The following is a 23,159-nucleotide window of genomic DNA, read 5'->3' as shown; positions in this document are numbered from 1 at the left end:
AAGGTAGGGTAAACACCTCCTTAGTTGTTCTATATACAGAAGCATGGAAAACAAGGACCTCATATCGAAATGGCTGAACAACGAGCTTACCGCCCGTGAGCTGGAAGCATTCAAACAAACCGCTGATTATCAAAGATACAGCGACATAGTTGAGAATGCCGCCAGATTTCATAGGCCGCACTTCAACGAAGAGCAGGGTCTTCTTGATCTAAAAGAGCGTTTAGCATCTAAAAAGGAGGTTCCCGTTCGAAAATTGAATTTTTCAGCATATTACAAAGTAGCGGCGGTATTCATCGTGTTTTTAGCAACCGGTTTGTTCATTTGGCTAAACCAACCCGAGGTGATAAGCACCGGTTATGCTGAAATGGCGGTTCTGGAGCTTCCCGATCAATCTACCGCCAGGTTAAATGCAGATTCGAAAATAAAATACAAGCCTTCAAAATGGGATAAAAAGCGCATTCTTGAATTAGAAGGAGAAGCTTATTTCCAGGTTGAAAAAGGTAAAAAATTCACGGTAGAGACAGACCAGGGCGAAGTAACGGTTTTAGGAACCAAATTCAATGTCAAGGACAGGGAGAACTATTTTGAAGTTCACTGTTATGAAGGTGCTGTAAAAGTAAATGTTGCCAATAAAGAGATCATTCTACGTAAAGGCAATTCAATTAAAGTCATTAATGGGGAAGTTAAAAACCTCAACAATTTTGACCGTAACGCCCCGGGATGGACGATCCAGGAAAGTGATTTTAATGCCGTTCCTCTAAAACAGGTAATTGCTGAACTTGAACGTCAATTCGATCTGGATATTGAAACTGAACAGGTAGACCTCAACCAGCTTTTCACAGGGAGCTTCAGCCACACCAATAAAGAAGTCGCGATCCAGGCGATCAGCATTCCGTTACAGTTGAACTATAAATTTGAATCTGAGAAGAAAGTCATTCTGTATGTGGAATAACTTTGAAAGTTGGTCTAAAAATTTTCTTCTATTGATCGTATTTTTCATTGGTACGATCGCATACTCTCAGCAAGATCCGGCTCAAAAAACCCCTTTAAAAGAAGTCATCCCGTTACTTGAAGATCATTTTGATATTCGATTCTCTTACCGGGAACAAGATGTTAAAAACATTTCTATTTTCTCGCCTTCCCAGGAGCTCAACTTGAAAGAAACACTGGTCTTTCTCGAGCGACAAACCGGGCTCAAATTCAAAATCCTTGATGAAAGGTATATTGCCATCACAGCATCTCCTGAGGTCATAAATTTCTGCGGAATGATACTCGATGCTGAAACTAATGAACCCTTACCGGGAGCTACCGTTCAAACTATTGATCAAAGTGAAACCACTATTTCTGATATGGACGGAAAGTTTATGCTTAGGTCGGTTAAGGCAGCTGCACCGGTAAAGATCAGGTTTTTAGGATACCACGATAAATTTTTAGAGGCTCAATCAATTTCCGAAGAAAACTGTCAATCCGTTCTTATGGAACCTTCGGTATTCTCACTCAGGGAAACGGTGGTAGTAAATTACCTGACCGCCGGAATTAGCAAACAGAAAGATGGTTCGATCCATATTAATACAGACAGGTTTGGAGCGCTGCCTGGCCAGGTAGAACCAGATGTTTTGCAAACCGTGGAATCACTTCCGGGAGTAGAAAGTGTGAACGAGACGGTTTCTAATATTAACATTCGGGGCGGGACAAGCGACCAGAATCTGGTACTTTTCGATGATATAAAAATGTATTTAACCGGGCATTTCTTCGGATTGATCTCTGCTTTAAATCCTAATCTTACCAAAGATGTCACGGTGGTCAAGAACGGCACCAGCCCAAGTCTCAATGACGGAGTATCGGGGACCATCGATATAAGATCTGAAGATGAACTGGTCGGAAAATTCTCTGGAGGAGCCGGCCTTAATTTAGTGAGTGCAGACGCGTTTTTACAGGTTCCGGTAACTGAAAAATTTGAAATTCATGTTTCCGGAAGAAAGTCAATAAATGACCTTGTTGACACTCCTACTTACGACAATTACTTTTCAAGAACCTTTCAGGATTCTGAGATCTCCCTGAATCCCGAAAATGATAATCTGCAGGATTCAAATTTCAGTTACTATGATACAAGCCTGAAAGCTCTTTATGACCTTAATAAAGATCATAAATTCCGTTTTTCGCTGGTCCAGATCTACAATAACCTGGATTATACTGAGTACGCGAATACTTCAGAAGCATCCCGACAAAGCAGCCTGGCTCAAAATAATCTCGCGCTGGGCGGAAACTGGAGCGCCAACTGGAGTGAAAATTTTTCAACGGAAATTATAAGTTACCTGTCCCAATACCAATTGGAAGCACTCAACTTCACAGTTGATACAGATCAAAGATTCATGCAGGAAAATGATGTTTTAGAGACAGGTTTAAAAATAAATACCACGACGAAACTCAATAGCAATTTTAATTTCCTGAACGGTTATCAATTTTATGAAGTCGGGGTTTCAAATATTGAAAAGCTCAATAATCCGTTTTTCAGCAGTACCATCAAAAATGTGGTTAGAAGTCATTCTCTTTATTCGGAATTGAAATATTCAGGAAACACGACCTATGTTCGCGGAGGTTTCAGAATAAATTATTTACCGAAGTTTGAAGAAACAATCTTAGAGCCCAGGCTAAGCTTCAACCAGGAACTAGGAAAATACTTCTCGTTTAAACTACTGGGAGAATTTAAAAGCCAGACCACAAGCCAGATAATTGACCTACAGGAAGACTTTTTAGGAGTTGAAAACAGGCGATGGACCCTAGCTGATCAGGAAAGCTACCCGATCATTAAAAGCAAACAGATTTCTTCGGGTATCGATTTCAAGAGGGCAGGCTGGTACCTGGATCTGGAGGGATTCTATAAAAAGGTTGAAGGGATCAGCACTTCCAACCAGGGTTTCCAGGACCAAAATGAATTTATCAGGACCTCGGGCAGTTATATCTCCAAAGGTTTTGAGGTTCTTATAAACAAGAAAGCCGGTGACCTGAATGCCTATATGAATTATACTTTCGGGAAGAATGATTACACCTTCGAGGAACTTAATCCGCAAAATTTTCCCAATAATTTTGACATTACCCACTCCTTATCTGTGGCTGCCAATTACAGTTATCGGGATTTTAAGTTTTCGGCCGGGGGCCATGTACGCAGTGGAAAACCTTATACAGAACCGGTAAAAGGAGATGAAACGCGTCGTGAAGGAAATAACTGGGTGGTCAATTACTCAGATCCCAATGCGGAAAACCTGCCAAATTTTGTTCGGGTAGATCTTTCAGCCTCCTATTCTTTTGATCTTTCCAACTCCGGAAAACTACAGCTGGGACTGGGGATCTTAAATCTTTTGAACAGGGAAAATATCATTAACCGCTACTACAGGGTTGATAGTGAAGACAACCAAAAGGCTATAGAGATCAATAATAAGTCACTGGGCTTTACACCCAATGCTTCCGTAAATTTCACTTTTTAAGGCTCGTTCTCAGCTTTTCAGCATAGGACTTTACATTTTCCTTATTGAACTCTTTTTCCTCGTTTATGCGAAGTAAAACCGGAAGTCCTGTCATTTTTTGAATGATGTCCTCAGTGGATTTATTCTCATTCCCGTTAAAAATGATACCAATACAGTTAAGATTCCTGTTTTTCAAGGCCTCAATTGTGAGTAACGTATGGTTGATACTTCCCAGGTAATGACGGGACACAACGATCACTTTATGATCGGGCTGAATTAAATCTGCGATTGTTTCTTTATCACTTACAGGAACTAATAGTCCGCCGGCGCCTTCGATCACCAGGTCATTACTTGTTTGTGGGGGTTGAATATTTTCCGAAGAAATCTCCACTCCATCAATCTCAGCCGCTCCGTGGGGACTCATGGGTGTTTTAAGAGCAAAAGAGTTAGGGTGAAATACCGTTTTTGAATTACTAACCAACCCTTTCACTTTATGAGTGTCTGAAAGATCCAGGTCTCCCGCCTGAATTGGCTTCCAATAATCTGCCTGAAGGGCTTCTGTAACCACTGCGGAAACAATGGTCTTCCCAACTTCAGTTCCTATTCCTGTAATGAAATATTTTTCCATGAGACAAAAATAGGGAACTACACGTGAATTTTAGATGAATGTTATTTTATTGAACTGGAAATCTTAGCTAAGTATCTCCTTTTTAAGCACCGTTAAAGTACTGTTCAATTCCTCTTCAGAATTAAACGAATGAAGACAAAACCTAAGCCGCTCTTTGCCTTCAGGAACAGTTGGCGATAAAATGGGTTTTACATCAAAACCTTCCAGTTGCAGATTAAAAGCCACCTGTTTTACTTTTTCATTACCAGGCACAACACAAGAATATATAGCCGAATTTCCTTTAATGAACAAGGGTTCCAGGTCCCTTTTTTCTAGTTCAGAATTAAAATGCTGAATGTTGTTTTGAAGTTTAAGTATTTCTAAAACTCCATCTGTTTCTAAAAATTGAATAGCAGCCAGAATCGTAGCAACCGAATGTGGCGGCAATGAAGTTGTATAGATGAGACTTCGGGAAAAATTTATAAGGTAATCTTTAAGTTTCCGGCTTCCCAGGATCGCGGCACCATGTGCCCCCAACGCTTTTCCGAAGGTGACAAGTCGCGCGAAAACATGGTCGGACACACCCAATTCTTCGACCAGGCCTTTCCCTGTTTCCCCAATAACTCCAACAGAATGTGCTTCATCTACAACAAGAAAACAGCCATACTTTTCAGAAATTTCAGCTAATTGGCGAAGATCAGGCATATCCCCATCCATAGAAAAAACAGCTTCGGTAACTATATAAATAATCGCATCGATGGAGGTTTTCTTGATTCTAATGATCTTTTGTTCAAGGTCCTCATGGTCGTTATGGAAAAATTTGTAGGCTTTTGCCTTACCGAGATTTATGCCATCGCGAATGGATGCATGAGAAAGCTCATCATAAAAAACAATATCATTGCGCTGAGGGACAGATGAGAAAAATCCGAGATTAGCATCATAACCCGAATTATAAATCAGTGCAGCCTCAGAATTGAAAAAGTACTTTAATTTTTCTTCGGCCAGGCCGTATAAAGCGTGATTTCCTGAAAGCAATCTTGAACCCGTCCCTCCATTCTTTAAAATATCATTTTCAACTAAAATACGGTGAGCATTTTCGAAGATCTGATTATTCTTTGCCAGACCCAGGTAATCATTGGAGGAAAAGTCCACAAGATTTTTTTGCCCGGATAATTCCCTGAAAGCCTTTTGTTCTTTTCTAAATTGAAGGCTTTTGTCTAACTTTAAAGGAAACTTCTTCATGGAAGTAAAAATATAACTTTTGACTGAGTATGGATCTATTGGATTTTGGCATCAGAATTGGCGCAGCTTTATTTTCCGGTCTTTTTATTGGGGTGGAACGGGAAATTAGAAATAAGAACGCCGGCTTGAAGACCAATGCGCTTGTATCTCTTGGGGCCGCAGTTTTTGTCCTGATATCTCTTGATTTTAGAGGGGAACCTTATGTAGATATGACCCGGGTTATGGGACAAGTAGTAACGGGAATTGGCTTTATTGGTGCCGGGGTGATCCTTCATACAGGCACGACAGTACGTGGCCTTACCACAGCAGCCACTATTTGGTGCAGTGCCGGTGCAGGTTGCCTGGCCGCCGTAGGCATGTTTAATGAACTCCTGGTCCTTACGTTATTAATTGTCTTTGTGAATGTGGTTTTCGGATATATGGACAGGTTCATTAACAAGAAACTACACCGTGACCCAAATAAAAAGACCGAAGATTAAAAGTGCTCTTCCTCATCTTCCTTTTCAGAAAGATTTTTCGGTGGTCCGATAACCTTTCCTGTGCGGCGATATTTACCTTTAAGATCGTCCATTATTGAACCTTCCCACAATTTATTCCCCGCAATATAGGCAGCTTTACCTATGAGGTGAGCACCTACCGGGGCAGTAAGAAGTATGAACAGAATAATGGCCAGCACTCTTGTGGTGGTAGAAAAGTCATAAAAATAAATGGCAGCTGCGATCAGGAGTAATCCAACTCCCAGCGTTGCCGCTTTGGTGGTAACAGCCATTCTAAGGTACGTATCGGGCATTCTAAGTATACCTACAGCTGCAAGTAATACAAAGAGTGTCCCAAGTGTCGATATGACCGCTATTATTACTGAGATCATTTTCTTTTCCTTTTTTGAATGTAGAACGAATAAGCGACTGTACCTAAAAACCCGATCAATGCCAGAATAAGGGCAATATCCAAAAAGGTGGGCTGATGGGTTAAAATACTATAGACCGCAATGATCCCAATACCTGAAGTCACCAAAAGGTCAACCGCCACTACCCTGTCAGAGATCGTAGGACCCTTAAAGAATCTTACGAACACTAATAGAATGGACACAGACAGTGCCGGAAGGATAATATAATATAGATACTCATCTAAGGTCATGAATACAGTTCAATTATGCGTTTCTCAAATCCGTTTTTTATTCCTTCAATAAATTCATCTCTGTCGGTAATATACATGGAATAGACATATAGCACCTTTTTATCTTCCGAAACATCCAGGCTTAATGTTCCCGGGGTAAGGGTAATAAGGTTGGCCAGCATGGTTATCTCTCCGTCTGAAGTGATATCCAAAGGCACACCTACTATCCCGGGAGTCATGTGAAAACTTGGTGTGCCCACCTCCCATGCCACCTGTATGTTTGCTTTCACCAGTTCGTATAAAAAGAAGAAGAAGAAAGAAACCACTTTTGGAACCAGCCTGAAGTATCGTGCCTTTCCGCTACCTCGTGTAATCACAAAAAGCAGGAAATAACTAAGGAAAAATCCGAATACAACATTAGCAAAGGCAAAACTTCCTGTAAGGGCCACCCAGATAAAAGTGAGAAGTATATTTGCTAAGAAACGGTTCTTCATTCTATTAATTTATTATTTATTAAGTACTGCATTAATATATCCCTGGCTGTCTATCAATTCACTTGAAATCCTGGTAGACAGGATCTGGATATGCTCTGCTCCAAACCCAATATATAAACTTACTATGCTTAAAAGTATTATAGGCACGATCATTTGTGCCTTCTTGATCTTTGGCAATGTTTTAAAATACGGAAATTTCCCCGATTCAGGTAATTTTTCTCCATTCTTCCAGAAAACTTCAGACCATAATTTCACGATCACAAAAAGGGTAATGAAACTGGCAAAAAGAATGCTTCCTATCAGCAAATAATTTTCAGAGGTCCATCCAGCTGAGATCAATGAAAGCTTCGGCCAGAAACCAGAAAGCGGTGGAATACCGACCAATGAAAATAGTGGGATAAAGAACAACAGACTTAATTTCGGATAGTCGGCGTATAGATCTCCCAGCTTATTAATATTGTGATTTGCCTTCAGTTTATAAATTACCCCACTTACCATAAATAAATTGGTCTTCACGATAATGTCATGGATAAGATAAAATATCGCCCCTGCGATAGCAAGTTCGGTCATCATTCCCAAACCGGCGATCATGTACCCAATATGACAGATTACCAGGTAGGAAAATATTTTCCGGATGTTATTCTGAACGATCGCTCCAATCGCACCGCTGAAAAGGGTAAGAATAGCAATTACTAAAAACACATTTTCAAGCAGGGAATCCATTTCAAAGATCAGCGTGAAAACTCTTAGCAAGGCATAAACCCCCACTTTGGTTAACAATCCCCCGAAGATCGATGATACTGCTGAAGGAGGAGTGTGATAAGAAGCCGGCAACCAAAAATACAACGGGAATACCGCAGATTTAATTCCGAAGCCAACTAGAAATAACAATGCATTTACCTGCACCAGGGTCCTGTTCTCTACAGCGGCTACCTTAGAAACAAGATCGGCCATGTTCAAGCTTCCGGTAAGTCCGTACAATACTGCAATCGCGGTAAGGAACACTATGGAAGCAAGGATATTTAAAGTAAAGTATTTTACGGCCCCTTCCAGCTGTGCCTTCTCACCCCCAATGGTCAATAACACGAAAGATGTAATGATTATGATCTCAAACCAAACATACAGGTTGAAAATATCACCCGTAAGAAAGGCACCGTTAAGTCCCAGCAACAGGAAGTGAAAGATGGGGAAGAAACCGAATTTTAGACGGGGAGGAATTACAGATCCGGCCGAGAAACTTGATACGGCAAGCCCGGCCAGCGCTGTTAGCAACACCAGTGTTGCCGAAAGCGTATCGGCCACAAAGGTGATCCCGAACGGGGCAGACCAATTTCCAGCCTGTATTGTAAGCGTCCCATTTTGCCAAACTTCCATGAACAACCATACCGAAAATGCGAGATTCAGCACACTTCCCGAGATACTAATGAATTTCTGCCATCCCGTCTTGTTCCATGCGAACATAAGGACGATGGCCAAAAACATTTGCAGTAATAAAGGGTACATTAATAACTGTTCGCTCATGAGAATTCGTCTGTTGCGTTCATTTCATCCAGATCATCAGTTTTAACAACTTTATGTGCTCTTTTCACCAAAATGATAGCGAAAGACTGCAATCCAAAACTGATAACAATTGCGGTAAGAATAAGGGCCTGCGGAAGCGGATCTGAATAAGCTTCCAGGAAAACCTTTGAGTTTTCGGGAATGATAGGAGGACTACCTTTTGCGATCCTTCCTAAAAGGAAGATCAACAGGTTCGCCCCATTACCCAGTAAAATGATCCCAATGATCAATTTCACAAGGCTACGGCGCAGAATCATATAGATCCCGGCTGCATATAAAGTACCAATCATTAATGCCAGAAGTATTTCCATAAACTAGGTAGATTCTGAAATTGTAAATATGATTGTAAGTGTGACGCCCACAACTACCAGGTAAACTCCTATATCAAAAAACAAGGCTGAACCCAAGCTTCCTAAAACTTCAATTTTATCGGGATACCATAGCCCGGTCATAAAAGGTTTATCAACAGATAGCATTGGTGCCAGTCCGCTAAGAAATGAAAGACCGAGTCCAAAAGGCATTAAAAACCCCGGATGTATCTTAATAAGATTTTTCGTGTTCCCAAGACCATTCGCGAAAGCATGCAAAACGAAAGCAATAGAGGCAATAAGGCCTCCCACAAATCCACCTCCCGGAAGATAGTGTCCGCGAAGCAATATAAACACAGAGAAAACCAGCAACAAAGGCAACATGTAATTTGAAGCGGTTCTTAAAATAATGGTCTTCATCTATTATACTTTAGTTTCATTAATCCTTTAATTCACGGTCGTCTCTTCTTAACCTCAGTTTCAATAAGCTGAATACTCCTAACGCAGCCACTGTAAGAACCGAGATCTCAATTAAAGTATCAGAGCCCCTGAAATCTACAAGGATCACATTCACTACGTTCTTACCGTGAGCCAGAACATACGAATTTTCAGCGTAATAATTACTTACTTCCTTATTTACAGGTTCACTAAGCACCTCAAGCGCGATCAGGGTGATCAATATTCCGAAGGAGAGCGAAAGAACCCCATCTATTATTTTCATTTTTACGTCTGAAATCGACAGATACTTCGGAAGGCTTGATAAAACCAGAACGAACAGGATCACCGTAAGGGTGTCTATGGAAAACTGGGTCATCGCAAGATCTGGCGCACTATAGATTACGAACATGAGACAAATCGCGTATCCAACAACACCCATGGCAACTACCGCAGTCAACCTGGACCTGGCCGCTACCACGAAGATCACAGAAAGGAACATGATCCCCATGATGATCATTTCGTAATAGGTCATTCTTGAAAAGGAAGAATAGTCTATAAAAAAGTCTTTTTCGACACTAAACAGGGAATAGCCTACAAGAGCGACCAAAAATAGAATGATGGTAGAAACATAGTTTCTCAAAAAGCCATTTTGGAAGATCCTTGTCCACACATTTGAAAAATACCATACTCCCTCCCCGAATTTTAAAATCAAATTCTTCGGCGCAATAAAATCTAGTTTTGCAATTGCGGTTTCCCTCTTTTCGGAAGGCTTCAGGAAAAAATACAATGCGAATCCTAGAAGCAGTGTTATACCACTTAACAGAAGAATCGTATTAAATCCATGCCACAGTTTTAAATGTACCTCTTCTCCAAGTCCGCCTGCAGATTCCACAACAGACTTTACAATTGGCCCGTCAATGATAGACGGAAAAATTCCGATGATCAGACCCAATGAAGCCAGAAGAACCGGCGGGAACCACATAAGAATCCCGGGCATGTGAACTTTAGAAAATGATTCCGGTAATTTTCCTGTAAATGGTTTGATCCCTGCGACAAATCCCGCGTACAGCACTAGGATATTTGTTCCTATCGCAACTGCGGTAAGAACAATAGACCAGTTACCCATGCCTAAAGTGGATTCATAAACAAGATCTTTTCCAATAAACCCAATTGTAGGCGGCATTCCGGCGCTGGAGATCGCTGCCAGGAATCCGGCGATCGCGACCGGCATCATCACCTTCCGCAGCCCTGAAAGAACAGTAACATTACGGGTTCCCGTTTCATGATCAATTATACCTGTAATAAGGAAAAGCGTGGCCTTATAGAGGGCATGTACTACAATGTAAACAGCCGCCGCGGTTAATGCGTATTGTGTACCCAATCCGATTAAAAATACCAGGATACCTAAGACCGATATTGTGGAATAAGCGAGTACTCCCTTTAGATCTGTCCTGAACAAAGTATGAACCGCTGAATAGAACATGGTAATTCCACCGACAGCAATCAGGGTAGTATTCCAGATTTCTTCACCCCCCAAAATAGGAGTAAATCTTAATAATAAATAAATACCGGCCTTTACCATCGTCGCAGAATGCAGGTAAGTTGAAACCGGGGTTGGCGCCTTCATAGCACCCGGTAGCCAGAAATGGAAAGGGAACTGGGCTGATTTTGTAAACGCGGCTCCAAATAACAGTAAAACTATCCAAATGTAAAACTCACTCCCAATGATCTCAGGACTAATGTTAACCATTTCGGCAATACTATAAGTACCCGCTACATTCCCAAGCAACAATGATCCGGCAAGGAAAAGGAATCCACCGGTTCCAGTAATGGCAAGGGCCAAAATAGCCGATTTTCGGGAGGCTTTATTGGTGTTATTGAATCCAATAAGGAAGAAAGAACTTATACTGGTCAACTCCCAAAAAAGGAATAATGAGAGGAGGTTGTCACTAAGTACCAGACCTAGCATAGCCCCCATGAACAATCCAAGGTAACCGTAAAACCTATCCAGGTACTTGTGACCTTTGAGATATTCGGCTGTATACGCGAACACTAGAAAACCTATCCCTGTAATTAATAAAGAGAAGAGCAGGGAGAGTCCGTCAAGTGTGAAGTTGAGATTTAATCCGAAGGAAGGAACCCATTCGTAATTTTCAGAAATCACTTCCCCGTTAGAAACTCTTTCTATGAATGATAAGAAGTAAACAAAGAGTCCAAGTGGTACCAGAGAAGAAAGCACTGCAAGCTTTCCCTTTATAAATTTCCCGATAAAAACCAGGAGCAGAGAAAAGATAAAACCTGAAAGGATTGCTATCAGCATGGTAAGGGTTCTAAATTCTGTTAACCGCAAATATAGCAGTTATATGTGAGGATTTAAACTTGTACCAGATTTTTAGTAATTGATATAATCGATCCTTGAATTGCAATTATCACCACCTGAAATACCAAAATAAATTAACGATCAGGATGAAAATAAAATATTTAAAACCAGCAGACCTCACTTCAAATTTGTTCCAGGAGAATCACCAGATTCGGGTATGAACAAAAAAAAGCCTGTCACAAATTGCAACAGGCTTTATATTTTGATTCAAACTAGCTTAGTCAGCCAGGACGATCACTTTATTATCTTTCATCTCAATTACACCACCGTCCACAGGAAGAACCAAGATCTTACTGTCACTGGCATCTGTCTTAAAAAGCTTGGAAATCTTTTCAGTATTCACAGCAGAAGTATGTGTAAAAACTTTGATCTCACCTTTACCTAAAACAGATACGATAGGGGCGTGATTGTTCAACATTTGAAATTGCCCATTAATACCCGGTACGCTTACAGAATCAACTTCTGAGCTTAACAGGACAGCTTCCGGAGTAACTATTTCTAAATACATATGTTTCTAAATTTCAAATTCCAAATCCCAATTTCCAACTATTTACAGGAATTTGGGATTTGTATATTGGGCTTTCTCCAATTATGCTTCAGCTAACATTTTCTCACCTGCCTCGATAGCCTCTTCGATAGTACCTTTAAGGTTAAAGGCAGCTTCTGGCAAGTGATCCAATTCACCATCCATAATCATGTTGAATCCTTTGATAGTATCTTTAATGTCTACCAACACTCCTTTAAGTCCGGTAAACTGCTCAGCAACGTGGAAAGGCTGAGATAAGAAACGCTGAACACGTCTTGCACGTGATACGGCAAGCTTATCTTCTTCAGAAAGCTCTTCCATACCAAGGATGGCAATAATATCCTGAAGTTCTTTATATCTCTGCAGTAACTCTTTTACTCTTTGAGCACAGTCATAGTGATCATCTCCTAAGATATCAGCAGTTAGAATTCTTGAAGTAGAATCAAGAGGATCTACCGCAGGATAAATACCTAGCTCGGCAATCTTCCGAGAAAGTACTGTTGTTGCATCAAGGTGGGCGAAAGTTGTCGCCGGCGCAGGGTCAGTCAAGTCATCTGCAGGTACGTAAACCGCCTGTACAGATGTAATAGATCCATTCTTAGTAGAAGTAATACGCTCCTGCATCGCACCCATCTCGGTAGCAAGTGTTGGTTGGTAACCTACCGCAGAAGGCATACGTCCAAGAAGTGCAGATACCTCTGAACCTGCCTGTGTGAAACGGAAAATATTATCAACGAAGAAAAGAACGTCTTTTCCTTGCCCTTCTCCTGCTCCATCACGGAAGTATTCAGCAATAGTAAGACCTGAAAGAGCAACACGAGCACGTGCTCCTGGTGGCTCGTTCATCTGTCCAAATACGAAAGTAGCTTTAGAATCTCTCATCACGGTCTTGTCAACCTTCTGAAGATCCCAACCACCTTCTTCCATAGAGTGCATGAAGTCATCACCATACTTGATAATTCCTGATTCAAGCATCTCTCTCAAAAGGTCATTTCCTTCACGTGTTCTTTCACCAACTCCGGCGAATACAGATAAACCTCCGTGACCTTTTGCAATGTTATTAATCAATTCCTGGATCAATACGGTTTTACCTACCCCGGCTCCACCGAAAAGACCAATCTTACCTCCTTTTGCATAAGGCTCGATAAGGTCAATTACTTTGATCCCTGTGAAAAGAACTTCTGTGGATACAGATAAGTCTTCGAATTTTGGAGCTTCTCTGTGAATAGGAAGTCCATTTTCATTAGCTTTTGGCAAATTACCAAGCCCGTCAATAGCATCCCCGATCACGTTGAACAAACGTCCATACACATCTTTCCCGATTGGCATTTGAATAGGCGCTCCTGTAGCAACTACTTCAACTCCCCTGCTCAAACCATCGGTTGAATCCATAGATACAGTTCTTACGGTATCCTCTCCAATGTGAGATTGAACCTCAAGAACCAAAATAGATCCATCTTTTCTGGTAATTTCCAATGAATCGTAGATTCTTGGTAATTCAGCATTCTCTGTGTTAAACGCTACGTCAACGACAGGGCCGATAACTTGTGCAACTTTACCTGTAACTTTAGACATTATCTAATCCTTTAATGTTTTTGTTTTATAAATACTTAAAAAAGAACCAATAACAACTTTTTAAAGTCGTTCGCTTTTTCAGGCTGCAAAGATAGTTTTTTTGGATAAAAGTCTCTAAGAGAAAAGACAACTTTTTTATCCTATTAAAAAAGTTGCCTCTAAAAATAGCATTTCTGAATATCTACAGAAATGAAAAAGGCCTGTGATTTATTAAAATCACAGGCCTTAGCCATGGTGTTCAAAAATTTTATTCTACCGTAACAGATTTAGCCAGGTTTCTTGGCTGATCCACATTCTTACCAAGCATTACAGCAATATGGTACGAAAGCAACTGCAAAGGAATGGTTGTAAGTAACGGAGTTAGAGCTTCGATGGTATCAGGCACCTCGATCACGTAATCTGCAAGATCACGCACGCTTGTATCTCCTTCAGTAACGATTCCAATGATCTTACCCTGACGGGATTTGATTTCCTGGATATTACTAACCACCTTCTCATAATGCCCTTTTCGGGTAGCGATCACAACAACCGGCATCTCCTCATCGATAAGAGCAATAGGTCCGTGCTTCATTTCTGCCGCCGGATATCCTTCCGCATGGATATAAGAGATCTCTTTCAATTTCAGTGCTCCTTCTAAAGCAACCGGAAAGTTAAACCCTCTTCCAAGATACAGGCAGTTACGAGCGTCTTTATATTTATCTGCAACCTTTTTAATATGATCGTTCGACTCCAAAGCTAACTCTACTTTACCCGGAATTGTTTCCAATTCACGAAGGTGCATATGGAAATCTGAATTCGAGATCGTTCCTTTAGCTTTGGCAAGCTTAAGTGCGATCAAGGTCAAAACTGTGATCTGAGTAGTGAACGCTTTTGTAGAAGCCACCCCGATCTCAGGCCCCGCATGAGTATAAGCACCCGCATGGGTTTCACGAGAGATAGAAGAACCTACCACGTTACAAACTCCAAATACAAAGGCGCCTTTTTCCTTGGCTAGCTTAATAGCGGCCATGGTATCGGCAGTTTCCCCACTCTGAGAGATAGCTATCACCACATCATCAGAATTGATGATAGGGTTTCTATATCTAAATTCTGAAGCATACTCCACTTCAACAGGGATGCGAGCTAGATCTTCGAAAATATATTCAGCTACAAGTCCTGCATGCCATGAAGTACCACATGCAACAATTACAATTCTTTTAGCATTCAGAAAACGCTCAAGGTTATCATCTACTCCGGCCATTCTTATGAGCCCAGCGTCTACCTGAAGTCTACCTCTGTAAGTATCGGTAATCGCACTTGGCTGCTCATAGATCTCTTTAAGCATGAAGTGATCAAAGTTATTTTTTTCGATCTGCTCAAGGTTCAACTGAAGCTCCTGAATATAAGGATCTACTAAGGCGTCATCCTTGATCTTTCTAACTTTTACACCTTTATTTCTTCTTACAACCGCCATTTCTCCATCTTCGAGATAGATAGCGTTGTTGGTAAATTCGATAAACGGAGAAGCATCGGAAGCAATGAAATATTCCTCTTTTCCAACTCCAATTGCCAATGGACTTCCCAGTCTGGCAACAACAATTTCGTTCGGCTTGGTCTTGTCAAAAACAGCGATCGCGTACGCACCAACAGTTTGGTTCAAGGCAATTTGAACTGCTTTCCCAAGCTTCACATTTTCCTTTTTGATAACATCTTCAATAAGGTTAACCAAGACTTCGGTATCTGTATCAGACTCAAAAGTATATCCTCTGGTGGTCAACTCTTTTTTCAGAGATTCATAATTCTCTATGATCCCGTTGTGAATGATCACAAGGTTACCCGAGTTTGACAGGTGCGGGTGGGAGTTAACGTCATTGGGAACTCCGTGTGTAGCCCATCTGGTATGCCCTATTCCCAAGGTACCGCTGGTATCTACTTCATTCTCCATCTTTTCTTTTAGGTCTGCAACCTTTCCTTTGGTTTTGGAAACCTTTAATTCCTTATCATCATATAAGGCGATCCCGGCACTGTCATATCCTCGATATTCCAGTCTTTGAAGACCTTTCAAAACTATAGGATATGCTTCCCTATAGCCTATATATCCAACAATTCCACACATAATTTATTACTTAGATTCAGTATAGTAAATTTTCAATTTCAATCTTTTCGCATCATCCTCCGCATCGGGACCATACAAAACTGTAGCCTCAGGCGTAATAACAGATCCCGCCGGAACCCTCTTCACAACTGATTCTTCGGTTTGTTTAACGGCCGAATTTGAAAGTATATTCACATTCTGGGTAACCACCAATCCCAATTTAGGATTGTCAACATCATTATTAAGGATATTATTTACATGTTTCGTAATCCTTACCTTATAAACGACCCCATTCCCATTTTCATCTGTTTTCAACGGCACAAGATGATTATTATTTGCAGGAGAATTTAAAGGGTTTGGTGTCCCAGGAGTATTGAATACATAATCCACAAGAACCGCATTAGTATTAAGATCGTAAATTAGTACTCTCTCCGGCTGATTTAATCCTGAAGCCAATTCGTTATTCACATAGAATTCCAAGTTCGCCTCATTGATAAGCCAGTTGTTTTCACGAAGAAATTCCAATTCATCTGAAATTCCGTCATCATTAGAATCAAGCCCACTGAATAATTCAATTACCGCCATGCTTCCTTTTCCTCCTTTCAAATATAAATTAGAAGATTCCGGAAATTGTGGGGTGTTCTGTTCAAATGTATTCACTTTTGAAGAACCGAAAGAAAGCTTGAAAGATTTTGGAGTATCAACTAACTCGTCTTTGTCCTCATCCTCATCTATATCATCAACATCAGCTTCCTTTACAGTGTAATACATTGTAATTCCGGCATTTGCCTGGGCCATATTGAAGATCACCATGGAACCATCAGCCCCGATCTTTTCAGCTTTAAGATAAATTCCTCTAAGGTAATTTCTGAAGCTATTCTGACTTGCCAATACATCAGACCCCTCTTTGTTAAGGATCTTAGTTTGGAAAAAGGTATTATCCAGTTTAATTCTAAGGGCCGGACCTGTTTTAGTGGTATCAGTAGAAGTAATCTCTACGATCTCCTCGGCAGAAGGTTCGAAGCTTTCATTTTTATAAAGAACTGCTCCGGTAAGATTTTCTTCGATTTGGGTTCCAAGATCGGAATAATATTTCTGCGCCTGCTCAAAATTAGTCTCTGGATCAAAATTATTTAAGAAAAAGCTGGATTCCAGAACACTCAGCTTTATTGGTCCTTCTCCATATAGGGAGTCTATCTTATACTGAGCATTCCCATCCGCGTCATTTTCTAATTCCGTAGAAAAATAAGGGATATTCAGTACCACACTATCCAAAACAGGATCTGTACCAAATTCAGGACTGGTAGCACCTAAAGATAATTGCGTGTAAATACTGGCAACCTGATCTCCAAAAACAGGATCAGTAAAATGACCCAAAAGATTCACAGGCAGGTTATTCGTTTGAACAGGAGCAAGTGTATTTGTATAAGCCGAAATTTCAGCTTCATCATACAGTTCTGCATTAAAGCCGGGTTCACCAATTATATTCCCGCCAACTGTTTCAAAATCGTCTTCACATGCTACAAAAGAAAAAACAACAGCAATAACTGTTGTCATTTTCAACATCGTGTTCTTTATATTCATTCGTTTATTTCTTCAATTAAATCTATTCTGTCAGGACCTTTGTTGTGTAGAAATCCTGATATGCCTGCGCAAACTCTTCTCTATTCTTATATTCCAGAACAGGCTTTCCAAGCTTACTAAGATATTTTTTAAGTTCTTCAGGAATATTATCTCCGGCTATGATAGCAGCATCTGAATTATCTACTGCCGTTTTCATAATATTCACATATGTAGGCTTTTTAAGGTGCTTCACCTGCTCATTTTCAAGTCCGTCAAATAATATCTTCTTATAAAGATCATTATCTAAAGTACCATCAAAGTCCTGATTATATACAGAGGTTACAATTTTTGCAGAATTAAACAAAGGTTCATTTCCGTAATAATTCCTAAGATATAATGGCAGTAAGGATGAAAGCCAACCATTCACATGGATAATATCCGGGGCCCAATTTAGTTTTTTCACCGTTTCAATAACACCTTTCGCGAAAAAAATCGCTCTTTCGTCGTTATCAGGAAATAAATTCCCTTCTTCATCGGTAAGTGTCGCCTTTCTTTTAAAGTAATCTTCGTTATCAATAAAGTAAACCTGCATTCTTTCTTTCGGAATGGAAGCAACTTTAATTATTAGAGGCATATCAAGATCGTTGATCACTAGATTCATCCCCGAGAGCCTGATCACTTCATGGAGTTGATGCCTGCGCTCATTAATATTTCCGAAACGAGGCATAAATATGCGTATTTGGCCACCTTGGTTGTTAACCATTCTGGGGGCTTCAAAAGACATAGATGAGATCTCAGTTTCGGGTAAGTAGGGAATAACTTCAGATGATACGTATAATATCCTCTTTTCTTTCATAGGTTCACTGCTTTAATGCTGTTGTGAAATAAAAACACGCAAAAATACAAATTTTTATGCAGATTGCCAGTATTATATTAAGTTTGCACGCTGTTAATTTTACAATAATATGCAGATTTTAAAGGAGAAGCAGTCTCTAAAAAACCAAATTCAGGCCTTAAAAAGACAGGGCCTAAGCATTGGGTTTGTCCCAACTATGGGGGCGCTTCACCAGGGCCACATCTCACTCATAGAAAAAGCTTTAGCCTCCTGTGATAAGGTAGTGGTAAGCATTTTTGTCAATCCTACCCAGTTCGACAATCCCGAGGATCTTAAAAAATATCCCCGCACACTGGAGGAAGATGTTGAAAGGATAGGGAAATTAGGTGAAGATGTCATCATTTTTTCTCCTGCAGCTGATGAAATCTACGGAAAAGAGATACTTTCAGAAGAATTTTCTTTCGACGGACTCGAAAATGAAATGGAGGGGAAATTTAGGGCCGGGCATTTCAACGGAGTAGGCACAGTTGTAAAGAAGCTTTTTGAAATGGTAGAGCCCGATAAGGCTTACTTCGGAGAAAAAGATTATCAGCAGTTACAGATCATTAAAAAACTCGTCGAAAAACAGGATCTTAATATTGAGATAATTGGCTGCCCCATAGACCGCGAAGTCTCGGGACTGGCCAGAAGTTCAAGAAATGAAAGGTTAAGCGAAAGTCAGCGACAAAGCGCATCGGTTATTTACCAGATCCTGTTGCAGGTCAAAGAAGATTTTGGCACAAAAAGTGCAACAGAACTAACCCATTGGGTAACAGAGCGGTTCAAAGAAGAAGCAGATCTTGATCTCGAGTATTTTGAGATCGCCAACGCAGATACATTGAAGACCGTTCAGAATAGAATAGAAGGTGAAAAATACAGGGCCTTTATTGCCGCTTACTCCGGTGATATTAGGTTAATTGATAACATAGCTTTAAATTAGGCAAGGAATGCAAATACACGTTGTTAAGTCAAAAATACACCGCGTAAAGGTAACTGGAGCAGATCTTAATTATATTGGTAGTATAACCATTGATGAAGATCTTATGGATGCTGCAAATATTGTGGAAGGTGAAAAAGTTCAAATTGTCAATAATAATAACGGGGAAAGACTGGAAACTTATGCAATTCCCGGAACCCGGGGAAGTGGTGAGATCACTTTGAACGGCGCAGCAGCCCGTAAAGTGGCAAAAGGGGATATTTTGATCCTCATCACCTACGCTATCATGGAGCTTGAAGAAGCAAAAGCTTTCAAACCCGCACTGGTTTTCCCTAATGAAGAGAACAATCTTTTAAAATAAGTGCGCAAAAAGAAACTTATCAAGATTACAAAAAATTTACTCCCACTTTTGCTGGGAGTTTTTTTGATATGGTATTCTCTTAGCAGCGCTACCCCTTCGGAAAGAGAAGAACTTTGGAACAATATCCTGGTTGCCGATTTAAAATGGGTGATGTTATCACTTTTCTTCGGAATCTTAGCACATATGTCCCGGGCTTACCGATGGAAATTTCTGCTGGAACCCATGGGATACCAACCAAAATTCGCCAACAGTTTTATGGCCGTGATGGGCGGTTATCTGGCCAATCTAGGAGTGCCACGCTCAGGAGAAGTATTAAGAGGCGCCACTATCTCTACTTACGAAGACATTCCATTTGATAAAGCCTTTGGCACCATCGTTTCTGAAAGGATCGCCGACTTGATCATGTTGCTGCTTATAGTCATCGCAGGACTGCTCATTCAAACCGAAGGACTCCTTACCTATTTTGAGACCCAGAATATCAATCCATTTATTTCAGTAGGCACCATTTTCGTTGCCATCTTACTTGGGGTAATTTTTCTGAAGCTTGTGAAAAGATCAAAACACCCATTCATGGTTAAGATCAGGAATTTTGCAAGAGGTCTTTTGGAAGGCATGAAGAGCATCCTGAAAATGGAGCGCAAAAAGGCATTTTTATTCCATACCCTTTTCATCTGGGTCATGTACCTCCTGATGTTTTATGTTATCAAATTCACGATTCCAGAAACCATACCTCTATCAATAGCCGGAATTATGGCAGCCTTCATAGTGGGTTCATTTGCCATTTCTACTACCAATGGCGGGATTGGAGTTTACCCCCTGGCAATGGGAGCTGTATTATTGCTTTTCGGGATCAATCAGCAAGCAGGTGAGGCGTTTGGCTGGATCGTTTGGGGTTCGCAAACAATCTTAGTGATCATTCTTGGTGGTTTTTCGCTATTATTCCTTCCGGTTTTTAATCAGAAGAAATAATTATATATATTGGCCGTATAAAACCCCCCAAGCTTATGTCAAAAATCTATCTATTCCTAGCTATTTTTTTTGCCGCCCAATTATCTCACTCACAGACTATTTACAAGACTATCAACTCCACACTTTTAGGAGAGGAGAGGCAATTAAAAATTCAACTTCCGCGCAACTATGACGAGAACTCAGAAAAGTATTATCCCGTCATATTAGTTCTTGACGGAGATTACCTATTTGAACCATTTGCCGGAAACGTAGATTATTTCTCTTACTGGGATGATATTCCCGAAGCCATTGTTGTGGGTATCAACCAGTCAAGAAGCAGAAGAGCCGACACTTTTTACAACGACATTCAGTATTTCCCGGCCAAATCAGGTAAGAATTTCTTCGATTTTATCGGGGCTGAATTATTCCCTTTCCTGAACCGAAACTATCGAACTACTAACTTTAACGTAATCGCCGGACATGACCTTACGGCTAACTTCGCAAACTTCTACCTGTTTAAGGATAATCCTTTATTCCAGGCATACATAAACCTAAGTCCCGATCTTTCCCCTGAAATGGCCACCCGTCTATACCAGGCGCTGAGCGATACCCGTTCAGATAAATGGTTCTATCTGGCAACCGCCTCAAATGATGTTGCCGAATTGAGGGAGTACATCAAAAAACTGGACTACTCACTTAGTACTTTAGAAAATGAGAACCTTCATTATCAATTTGATGATTTTGAAAAGCCATTCCATTACTCACTGGTAGCTCACGCCATCCCAAGAGCATTGGAAAAGATCTTTGAAGCTTACAAACCTATCAGTTTAGATGAGTACGAGGAAATTAAAGCGGCAGATGCTTCGCCATACAATTACCTGACTAAGAAATATAACATTATTAAGAACCTGTACGGTCTGAACATTCCGGTGCGGTTAAATGACTTTTTAGCCGTTGGGAAAGCCCTTGAGCACAAAGAGAATTGGGATGACCTGGAAAAACTGGGGAAATTGGCAATGGAGCAGGATCCTGACTCCATGTTAGGAAGTTATTATATCGCTAAATCTCTTGAGGAGACCGGAAAGACAAAAAAGGCCATGAGAATGTATGAAGGTTCTTATGATAAAAAAGAAGCTGCTTTCATCACTGCCGATTTCATGATTAGGAAAGCCGAATTGATTAAAAAAGAATACGGGTACTAAAACCAGGAAATATTGGCTAAGACAAAAACTACTTTTTTTTGCCAGAATTGCGGGGCGCAACATTCTAAATGGCAGGGCCAGTGTACCTCTTGCAGGGAATGGAATACCTTAGTTGAGGAAGTCCTTCAAAAAGAGGAGAAAAAAGACTGGAAATCTGCCACTTCTGCCGCTCCTGTAAAACGGGTAGCTAAGCCGCTTCGAATTTCTGAAATTGAAGTTTCCAAAGAAGAAAGACTCAACACAAACAACCATGAACTGGATCGCGTCCTGGGAGGCGGAATTGTTCCCGGTTCACTTACACTTCTGGGCGGGGAACCCGGAATTGGGAAAAGTACCTTGTTACTACAGATCTCCCTGCACCTGAACTACCGGACTTTGTATGTTTCAGGAGAAGAAAGTCAGCAACAAATCAAGATGCGGGCAGAAAGGATCAATCCTGCCTCCAGCAATTGTTATATTTTAACCGAGACCAAGACTCAGAACATTTTTCAGCAAATAGAAAAACTGGAACCTGAGATCGTGATCATAGATTCTATTCAGACGCTTCACAGCGATTATATCGAAAGCAGTCCCGGAAGTATTTCCCAGATCAGGGAATGTACAGCCGAGCTGATCAAATATGCTAAAGAAACTTCTGTACCGGTCATTCTTATCGGCCACATCACCAAAGAAGGTAGCATCGCAGGACCAAAGATACTGGAGCACATGGTTGATACCGTACTTCAGTTCGAGGGCGATCGAAATCATGTATATCGCATCCTGAGAGCGCATAAGAACAGGTTTGGTTCTACCAATGAACTTGGGATCTATGAGATGCAAGGAAACGGACTGCGTGAGGTAAGTAATCCTTCGGAAATTCTCATTTCCAAAACCGAGGAAGACCTCAGCGGAACCGCGATAGCAGCCACCCTTGAAGGAATGCGTCCTTTAATGATAGAGATCCAGGCTTTGGTAAGTTCAGCTGTTTACGGCACCCCTCAACGTTCGGCTACAGGCTACAATTCAAAAAGATTAAACATGTTGCTGGCGGTGCTTGAGAAACGAGCGGGTTTCAGATTAGGTGCAAAAGATGTCTTCCTGAACATTACAGGAGGAATTTCGGTTGATGATCCAGCTTTGGACCTTGCTGTAGTTGCCGCGATCTTAAGCTCAAATGAAGATATCGCGGTACCAAAGGATATTTGTTTTGCGGCCGAAGTAGGCCTAGCAGGAGAAGTAAGGCCCGTGACACGTGTCGAACAACGAATCATCGAAGCTGAAAAATTAGGTTTCAGTACCATCATTGTATCAAAACAAAGCAAGATCCCTAAAAGTAATTTCAACATCACGATTCAGAAGGTATCAAAGATCGAAGATGTAGTAAGTTACCTGTTCGGATAAAATACAAGCAAGGTGACCTTCGTCACTTTACGGGATATAATTCTGAACTAATTTTAGCGAAAAGGATCATGAAGCACAAAGCCGTAAAACTTCTACTTGTGTGTATATTA

22 protein-coding genes are annotated in these 23,159 nt (G+C 40.8%); 8 read left to right on the top strand and 14 right to left on the bottom strand.

Annotated elements, in window-relative coordinates; all coding sequences use genetic code 11:
- The first annotated feature begins 43 nt into the window (after positions 1-43).
- Both ACFQ1G_RS11770 and ACFQ1G_RS11765 read left to right on the top strand, forming a co-directional pair.
- Positions 44-952 carry a FecR family protein gene (locus ACFQ1G_RS11770; RefSeq protein WP_380739783.1) on the top strand — a complete coding sequence of 303 codons (909 nt, stop codon included), beginning with the start codon at positions 44-46 and terminating at the stop codon, positions 950-952.
- On the top strand, positions 942-3,485 hold the full coding sequence (locus ACFQ1G_RS11765) for a carboxypeptidase-like regulatory domain-containing protein (protein ID WP_380739781.1): 2,544 nt from the start codon (positions 942-944) through the stop codon (positions 3,483-3,485). Before ACFQ1G_RS11770 ends, ACFQ1G_RS11765 begins: the two co-directional genes overlap by 11 nt.
- Here the strand turns inward: ACFQ1G_RS11765 and bioD are convergent.
- On the bottom strand, positions 3,475-4,092 hold the full coding sequence (gene bioD / locus ACFQ1G_RS11760) for a dethiobiotin synthase (RefSeq protein ID WP_380739779.1): 618 nt from the start codon (positions 4,090-4,092) through the stop codon (positions 3,475-3,477). The two genes, ACFQ1G_RS11765 and bioD, sit on opposite strands and share 11 nt — an antisense overlap.
- A 63-nt stretch (positions 4,093-4,155) precedes the next feature.
- Positions 4,156-5,313, bottom strand: a complete 1,158-nt coding sequence (locus tag ACFQ1G_RS11755; RefSeq protein ID WP_380739777.1) for an aminotransferase class I/II-fold pyridoxal phosphate-dependent enzyme — start codon at positions 5,311-5,313, stop codon at positions 4,156-4,158.
- 29 nt (positions 5,314-5,342) lie between these two features.
- On the opposite strand from ACFQ1G_RS11755, the gene ACFQ1G_RS11750 reads away from it, so the two are divergent.
- Positions 5,343-5,792, top strand: coding sequence for an MgtC/SapB family protein (locus ACFQ1G_RS11750; protein ID WP_380739774.1), 450 nt, complete (start codon positions 5,343-5,345; stop codon positions 5,790-5,792).
- Here ACFQ1G_RS11750 and mnhG read toward each other — a convergent pair.
- The 12 genes from mnhG to ACFQ1G_RS11690 all read right to left on the bottom strand — a co-directional run bounded on the left by mnhG (position 5,789) and on the right by ACFQ1G_RS11690 (position 18,203).
- Positions 5,789-6,181, bottom strand: a complete 393-nt coding sequence (mnhG, locus tag ACFQ1G_RS11745; protein WP_380739772.1) for a monovalent cation/H(+) antiporter subunit G — start codon at positions 6,179-6,181, stop codon at positions 5,789-5,791. The genes ACFQ1G_RS11750 and mnhG overlap by 4 nt on opposite strands.
- Entirely contained in the window at positions 6,178-6,450 is a 273-nt protein-coding gene (locus ACFQ1G_RS11740) for a cation:proton antiporter (protein ID WP_380739770.1), read from the bottom strand. Before ACFQ1G_RS11740 ends, mnhG begins: the two co-directional genes overlap by 4 nt.
- A complete protein-coding gene (locus tag ACFQ1G_RS11735; RefSeq protein WP_380739768.1) occupies positions 6,447-6,923 on the bottom strand; it encodes a Na+/H+ antiporter subunit E in 477 nt (158 codons plus the stop codon). Before ACFQ1G_RS11735 ends, ACFQ1G_RS11740 begins: the two co-directional genes overlap by 4 nt.
- Before the next feature lie 12 nt (positions 6,924-6,935).
- Positions 6,936-8,444, bottom strand: a complete 1,509-nt coding sequence (locus tag ACFQ1G_RS11730) for a proton-conducting transporter transmembrane domain-containing protein (protein WP_380739766.1) — start codon at positions 8,442-8,444, stop codon at positions 6,936-6,938.
- Positions 8,441-8,794: a Na+/H+ antiporter subunit C gene (locus ACFQ1G_RS11725; RefSeq protein ID WP_380739764.1), complete on the bottom strand. Its 354-nt coding sequence runs from the start codon at positions 8,792-8,794 to the stop codon at positions 8,441-8,443. Before ACFQ1G_RS11725 ends, ACFQ1G_RS11730 begins: the two co-directional genes overlap by 4 nt.
- Before the next feature lie 3 nt (positions 8,795-8,797).
- Complete coding sequence (locus ACFQ1G_RS11720) at positions 8,798-9,211, bottom strand: Na+/H+ antiporter subunit B (protein ID WP_380739763.1); 414 nt, start codon at positions 9,209-9,211, stop codon at positions 8,798-8,800.
- A gap of 19 nt (positions 9,212-9,230) precedes the next feature.
- Positions 9,231-11,549 carry a putative monovalent cation/H+ antiporter subunit A gene (locus ACFQ1G_RS11715; protein ID WP_380739761.1) on the bottom strand — a complete coding sequence of 773 codons (2,319 nt, stop codon included), beginning with the start codon at positions 11,547-11,549 and terminating at the stop codon, positions 9,231-9,233.
- A gap of 277 nt (positions 11,550-11,826) precedes the next feature.
- On the bottom strand, positions 11,827-12,117 hold the full coding sequence (locus ACFQ1G_RS11710; RefSeq protein WP_380739760.1) for a F0F1 ATP synthase subunit epsilon: 291 nt from the start codon (positions 12,115-12,117) through the stop codon (positions 11,827-11,829).
- An 81-nt stretch (positions 12,118-12,198) separates the two neighbouring features.
- Positions 12,199-13,710, bottom strand: coding sequence for a F0F1 ATP synthase subunit beta (gene atpD / locus ACFQ1G_RS11705; protein WP_380739758.1), 1,512 nt, complete (start codon positions 13,708-13,710; stop codon positions 12,199-12,201).
- 247 nt (positions 13,711-13,957) lie between these two features.
- Positions 13,958-15,805: a glutamine--fructose-6-phosphate transaminase (isomerizing) gene (gene glmS / locus ACFQ1G_RS11700; protein WP_380739756.1), complete on the bottom strand. Its 1,848-nt coding sequence runs from the start codon at positions 15,803-15,805 to the stop codon at positions 13,958-13,960.
- A gap of 6 nt (positions 15,806-15,811) precedes the next feature.
- Positions 15,812-17,368: a DUF4270 domain-containing protein gene (locus ACFQ1G_RS11695; protein ID WP_380739755.1), complete on the bottom strand. Its 1,557-nt coding sequence runs from the start codon at positions 17,366-17,368 to the stop codon at positions 15,812-15,814.
- A 22-nt stretch (positions 17,369-17,390) separates the two neighbouring features.
- Complete coding sequence (locus ACFQ1G_RS11690) at positions 17,391-18,203, bottom strand: glycogen/starch synthase (protein ID WP_380739753.1); 813 nt, start codon at positions 18,201-18,203, stop codon at positions 17,391-17,393.
- A gap of 109 nt (positions 18,204-18,312) precedes the next feature.
- Here ACFQ1G_RS11690 and panC point away from each other — a divergent pair, with 109 nt between their 5' ends.
- The 5 genes from panC to radA are packed head-to-tail and all read left to right on the top strand — an operon-like array spanning position 18,313 to position 23,049.
- Positions 18,313-19,161 (top strand): pantoate--beta-alanine ligase, encoded by an 849-nt coding sequence (panC, locus tag ACFQ1G_RS11685; RefSeq protein WP_380739751.1) that lies wholly within the window; start codon positions 18,313-18,315, stop codon positions 19,159-19,161.
- A gap of 7 nt (positions 19,162-19,168) precedes the next feature.
- Positions 19,169-19,519: an aspartate 1-decarboxylase gene (gene panD / locus ACFQ1G_RS11680; protein WP_380739749.1), complete on the top strand. Its 351-nt coding sequence runs from the start codon at positions 19,169-19,171 to the stop codon at positions 19,517-19,519.
- 48 nt (positions 19,520-19,567) lie between these two features.
- Positions 19,568-20,488 (top strand): lysylphosphatidylglycerol synthase transmembrane domain-containing protein, encoded by a 921-nt coding sequence (locus ACFQ1G_RS11675; protein WP_380739747.1) that lies wholly within the window; start codon positions 19,568-19,570, stop codon positions 20,486-20,488.
- Positions 20,489-20,523: 35 nt separating this feature from the next.
- Positions 20,524-21,669, top strand: a complete 1,146-nt coding sequence (locus tag ACFQ1G_RS11670) for an alpha/beta hydrolase (RefSeq protein WP_380739745.1) — start codon at positions 20,524-20,526, stop codon at positions 21,667-21,669.
- A 12-nt stretch (positions 21,670-21,681) separates the two neighbouring features.
- Complete coding sequence (gene radA / locus ACFQ1G_RS11665; protein WP_380739743.1) at positions 21,682-23,049, top strand: DNA repair protein RadA; 1,368 nt, start codon at positions 21,682-21,684, stop codon at positions 23,047-23,049.
- The last annotated feature ends 110 nt before the right edge of the window (positions 23,050-23,159 follow it).

Origin of the sequence: Salinimicrobium gaetbulicola, assembly GCF_042676025.1 — a bacterium.
GTDB lineage: Bacteria > Bacteroidota > Bacteroidia > Flavobacteriales > Flavobacteriaceae > Salinimicrobium > Salinimicrobium gaetbulicola.
The sequence above is the reverse complement of the archived record's forward strand: the minus strand, read 5'-3'. Positions and strand labels throughout refer to the sequence as shown.

Excerpts from the sequence above, each read along its gene's own strand:
- ACFQ1G_RS11770 (WP_380739783.1), top strand. The coding sequence starts at position 44 with ATGGAAAACAAGGACCTCATATCGAAATGGCTGAACAACGAGCTTACC.
- ACFQ1G_RS11765 (WP_380739781.1), top strand. The coding sequence starts at position 942 with ATGTGGAATAACTTTGAAAGTTGGTCTAAAAATTTTCTTCTATTGATC.
- bioD (WP_380739779.1), bottom strand. The coding sequence starts at position 4,092 with ATGGAAAAATATTTCATTACAGGAATAGGAACTGAAGTTGGGAAGACC.
- ACFQ1G_RS11755 (WP_380739777.1), bottom strand. The coding sequence starts at position 5,313 with ATGAAGAAGTTTCCTTTAAAGTTAGACAAAAGCCTTCAATTTAGAAAA.
- ACFQ1G_RS11750 (WP_380739774.1), top strand. The coding sequence starts at position 5,343 with ATGGATCTATTGGATTTTGGCATCAGAATTGGCGCAGCTTTATTTTCC.
- mnhG (WP_380739772.1), bottom strand. The coding sequence starts at position 6,181 with ATGATCTCAGTAATAATAGCGGTCATATCGACACTTGGGACACTCTTT.
- ACFQ1G_RS11740 (WP_380739770.1), bottom strand. The coding sequence starts at position 6,450 with ATGACCTTAGATGAGTATCTATATTATATTATCCTTCCGGCACTGTCT.
- ACFQ1G_RS11735 (WP_380739768.1), bottom strand. The coding sequence starts at position 6,923 with ATGAAGAACCGTTTCTTAGCAAATATACTTCTCACTTTTATCTGGGTG.
- ACFQ1G_RS11730 (WP_380739766.1), bottom strand. The coding sequence starts at position 8,444 with ATGAGCGAACAGTTATTAATGTACCCTTTATTACTGCAAATGTTTTTG.
- ACFQ1G_RS11725 (WP_380739764.1), bottom strand. The coding sequence starts at position 8,794 with ATGGAAATACTTCTGGCATTAATGATTGGTACTTTATATGCAGCCGGG.
- ACFQ1G_RS11720 (WP_380739763.1), bottom strand. The coding sequence starts at position 9,211 with ATGAAGACCATTATTTTAAGAACCGCTTCAAATTACATGTTGCCTTTG.
- ACFQ1G_RS11715 (WP_380739761.1), bottom strand. The coding sequence starts at position 11,549 with ATGCTGATAGCAATCCTTTCAGGTTTTATCTTTTCTCTGCTCCTGGTT.
- ACFQ1G_RS11710 (WP_380739760.1), bottom strand. The coding sequence starts at position 12,117 with ATGTATTTAGAAATAGTTACTCCGGAAGCTGTCCTGTTAAGCTCAGAA.
- atpD (WP_380739758.1), bottom strand. The coding sequence starts at position 13,710 with ATGTCTAAAGTTACAGGTAAAGTTGCACAAGTTATCGGCCCTGTCGTT.
- glmS (WP_380739756.1), bottom strand. The coding sequence starts at position 15,805 with ATGTGTGGAATTGTTGGATATATAGGCTATAGGGAAGCATATCCTATA.
- ACFQ1G_RS11695 (WP_380739755.1), bottom strand. The coding sequence starts at position 17,368 with ATGAATATAAAGAACACGATGTTGAAAATGACAACAGTTATTGCTGTT.
- ACFQ1G_RS11690 (WP_380739753.1), bottom strand. The coding sequence starts at position 18,203 with ATGAAAGAAAAGAGGATATTATACGTATCATCTGAAGTTATTCCCTAC.
- panC (WP_380739751.1), top strand. The coding sequence starts at position 18,313 with ATGCAGATTTTAAAGGAGAAGCAGTCTCTAAAAAACCAAATTCAGGCC.
- panD (WP_380739749.1), top strand. The coding sequence starts at position 19,169 with ATGCAAATACACGTTGTTAAGTCAAAAATACACCGCGTAAAGGTAACT.
- ACFQ1G_RS11670 (WP_380739745.1), top strand. The coding sequence starts at position 20,524 with ATGTCAAAAATCTATCTATTCCTAGCTATTTTTTTTGCCGCCCAATTA.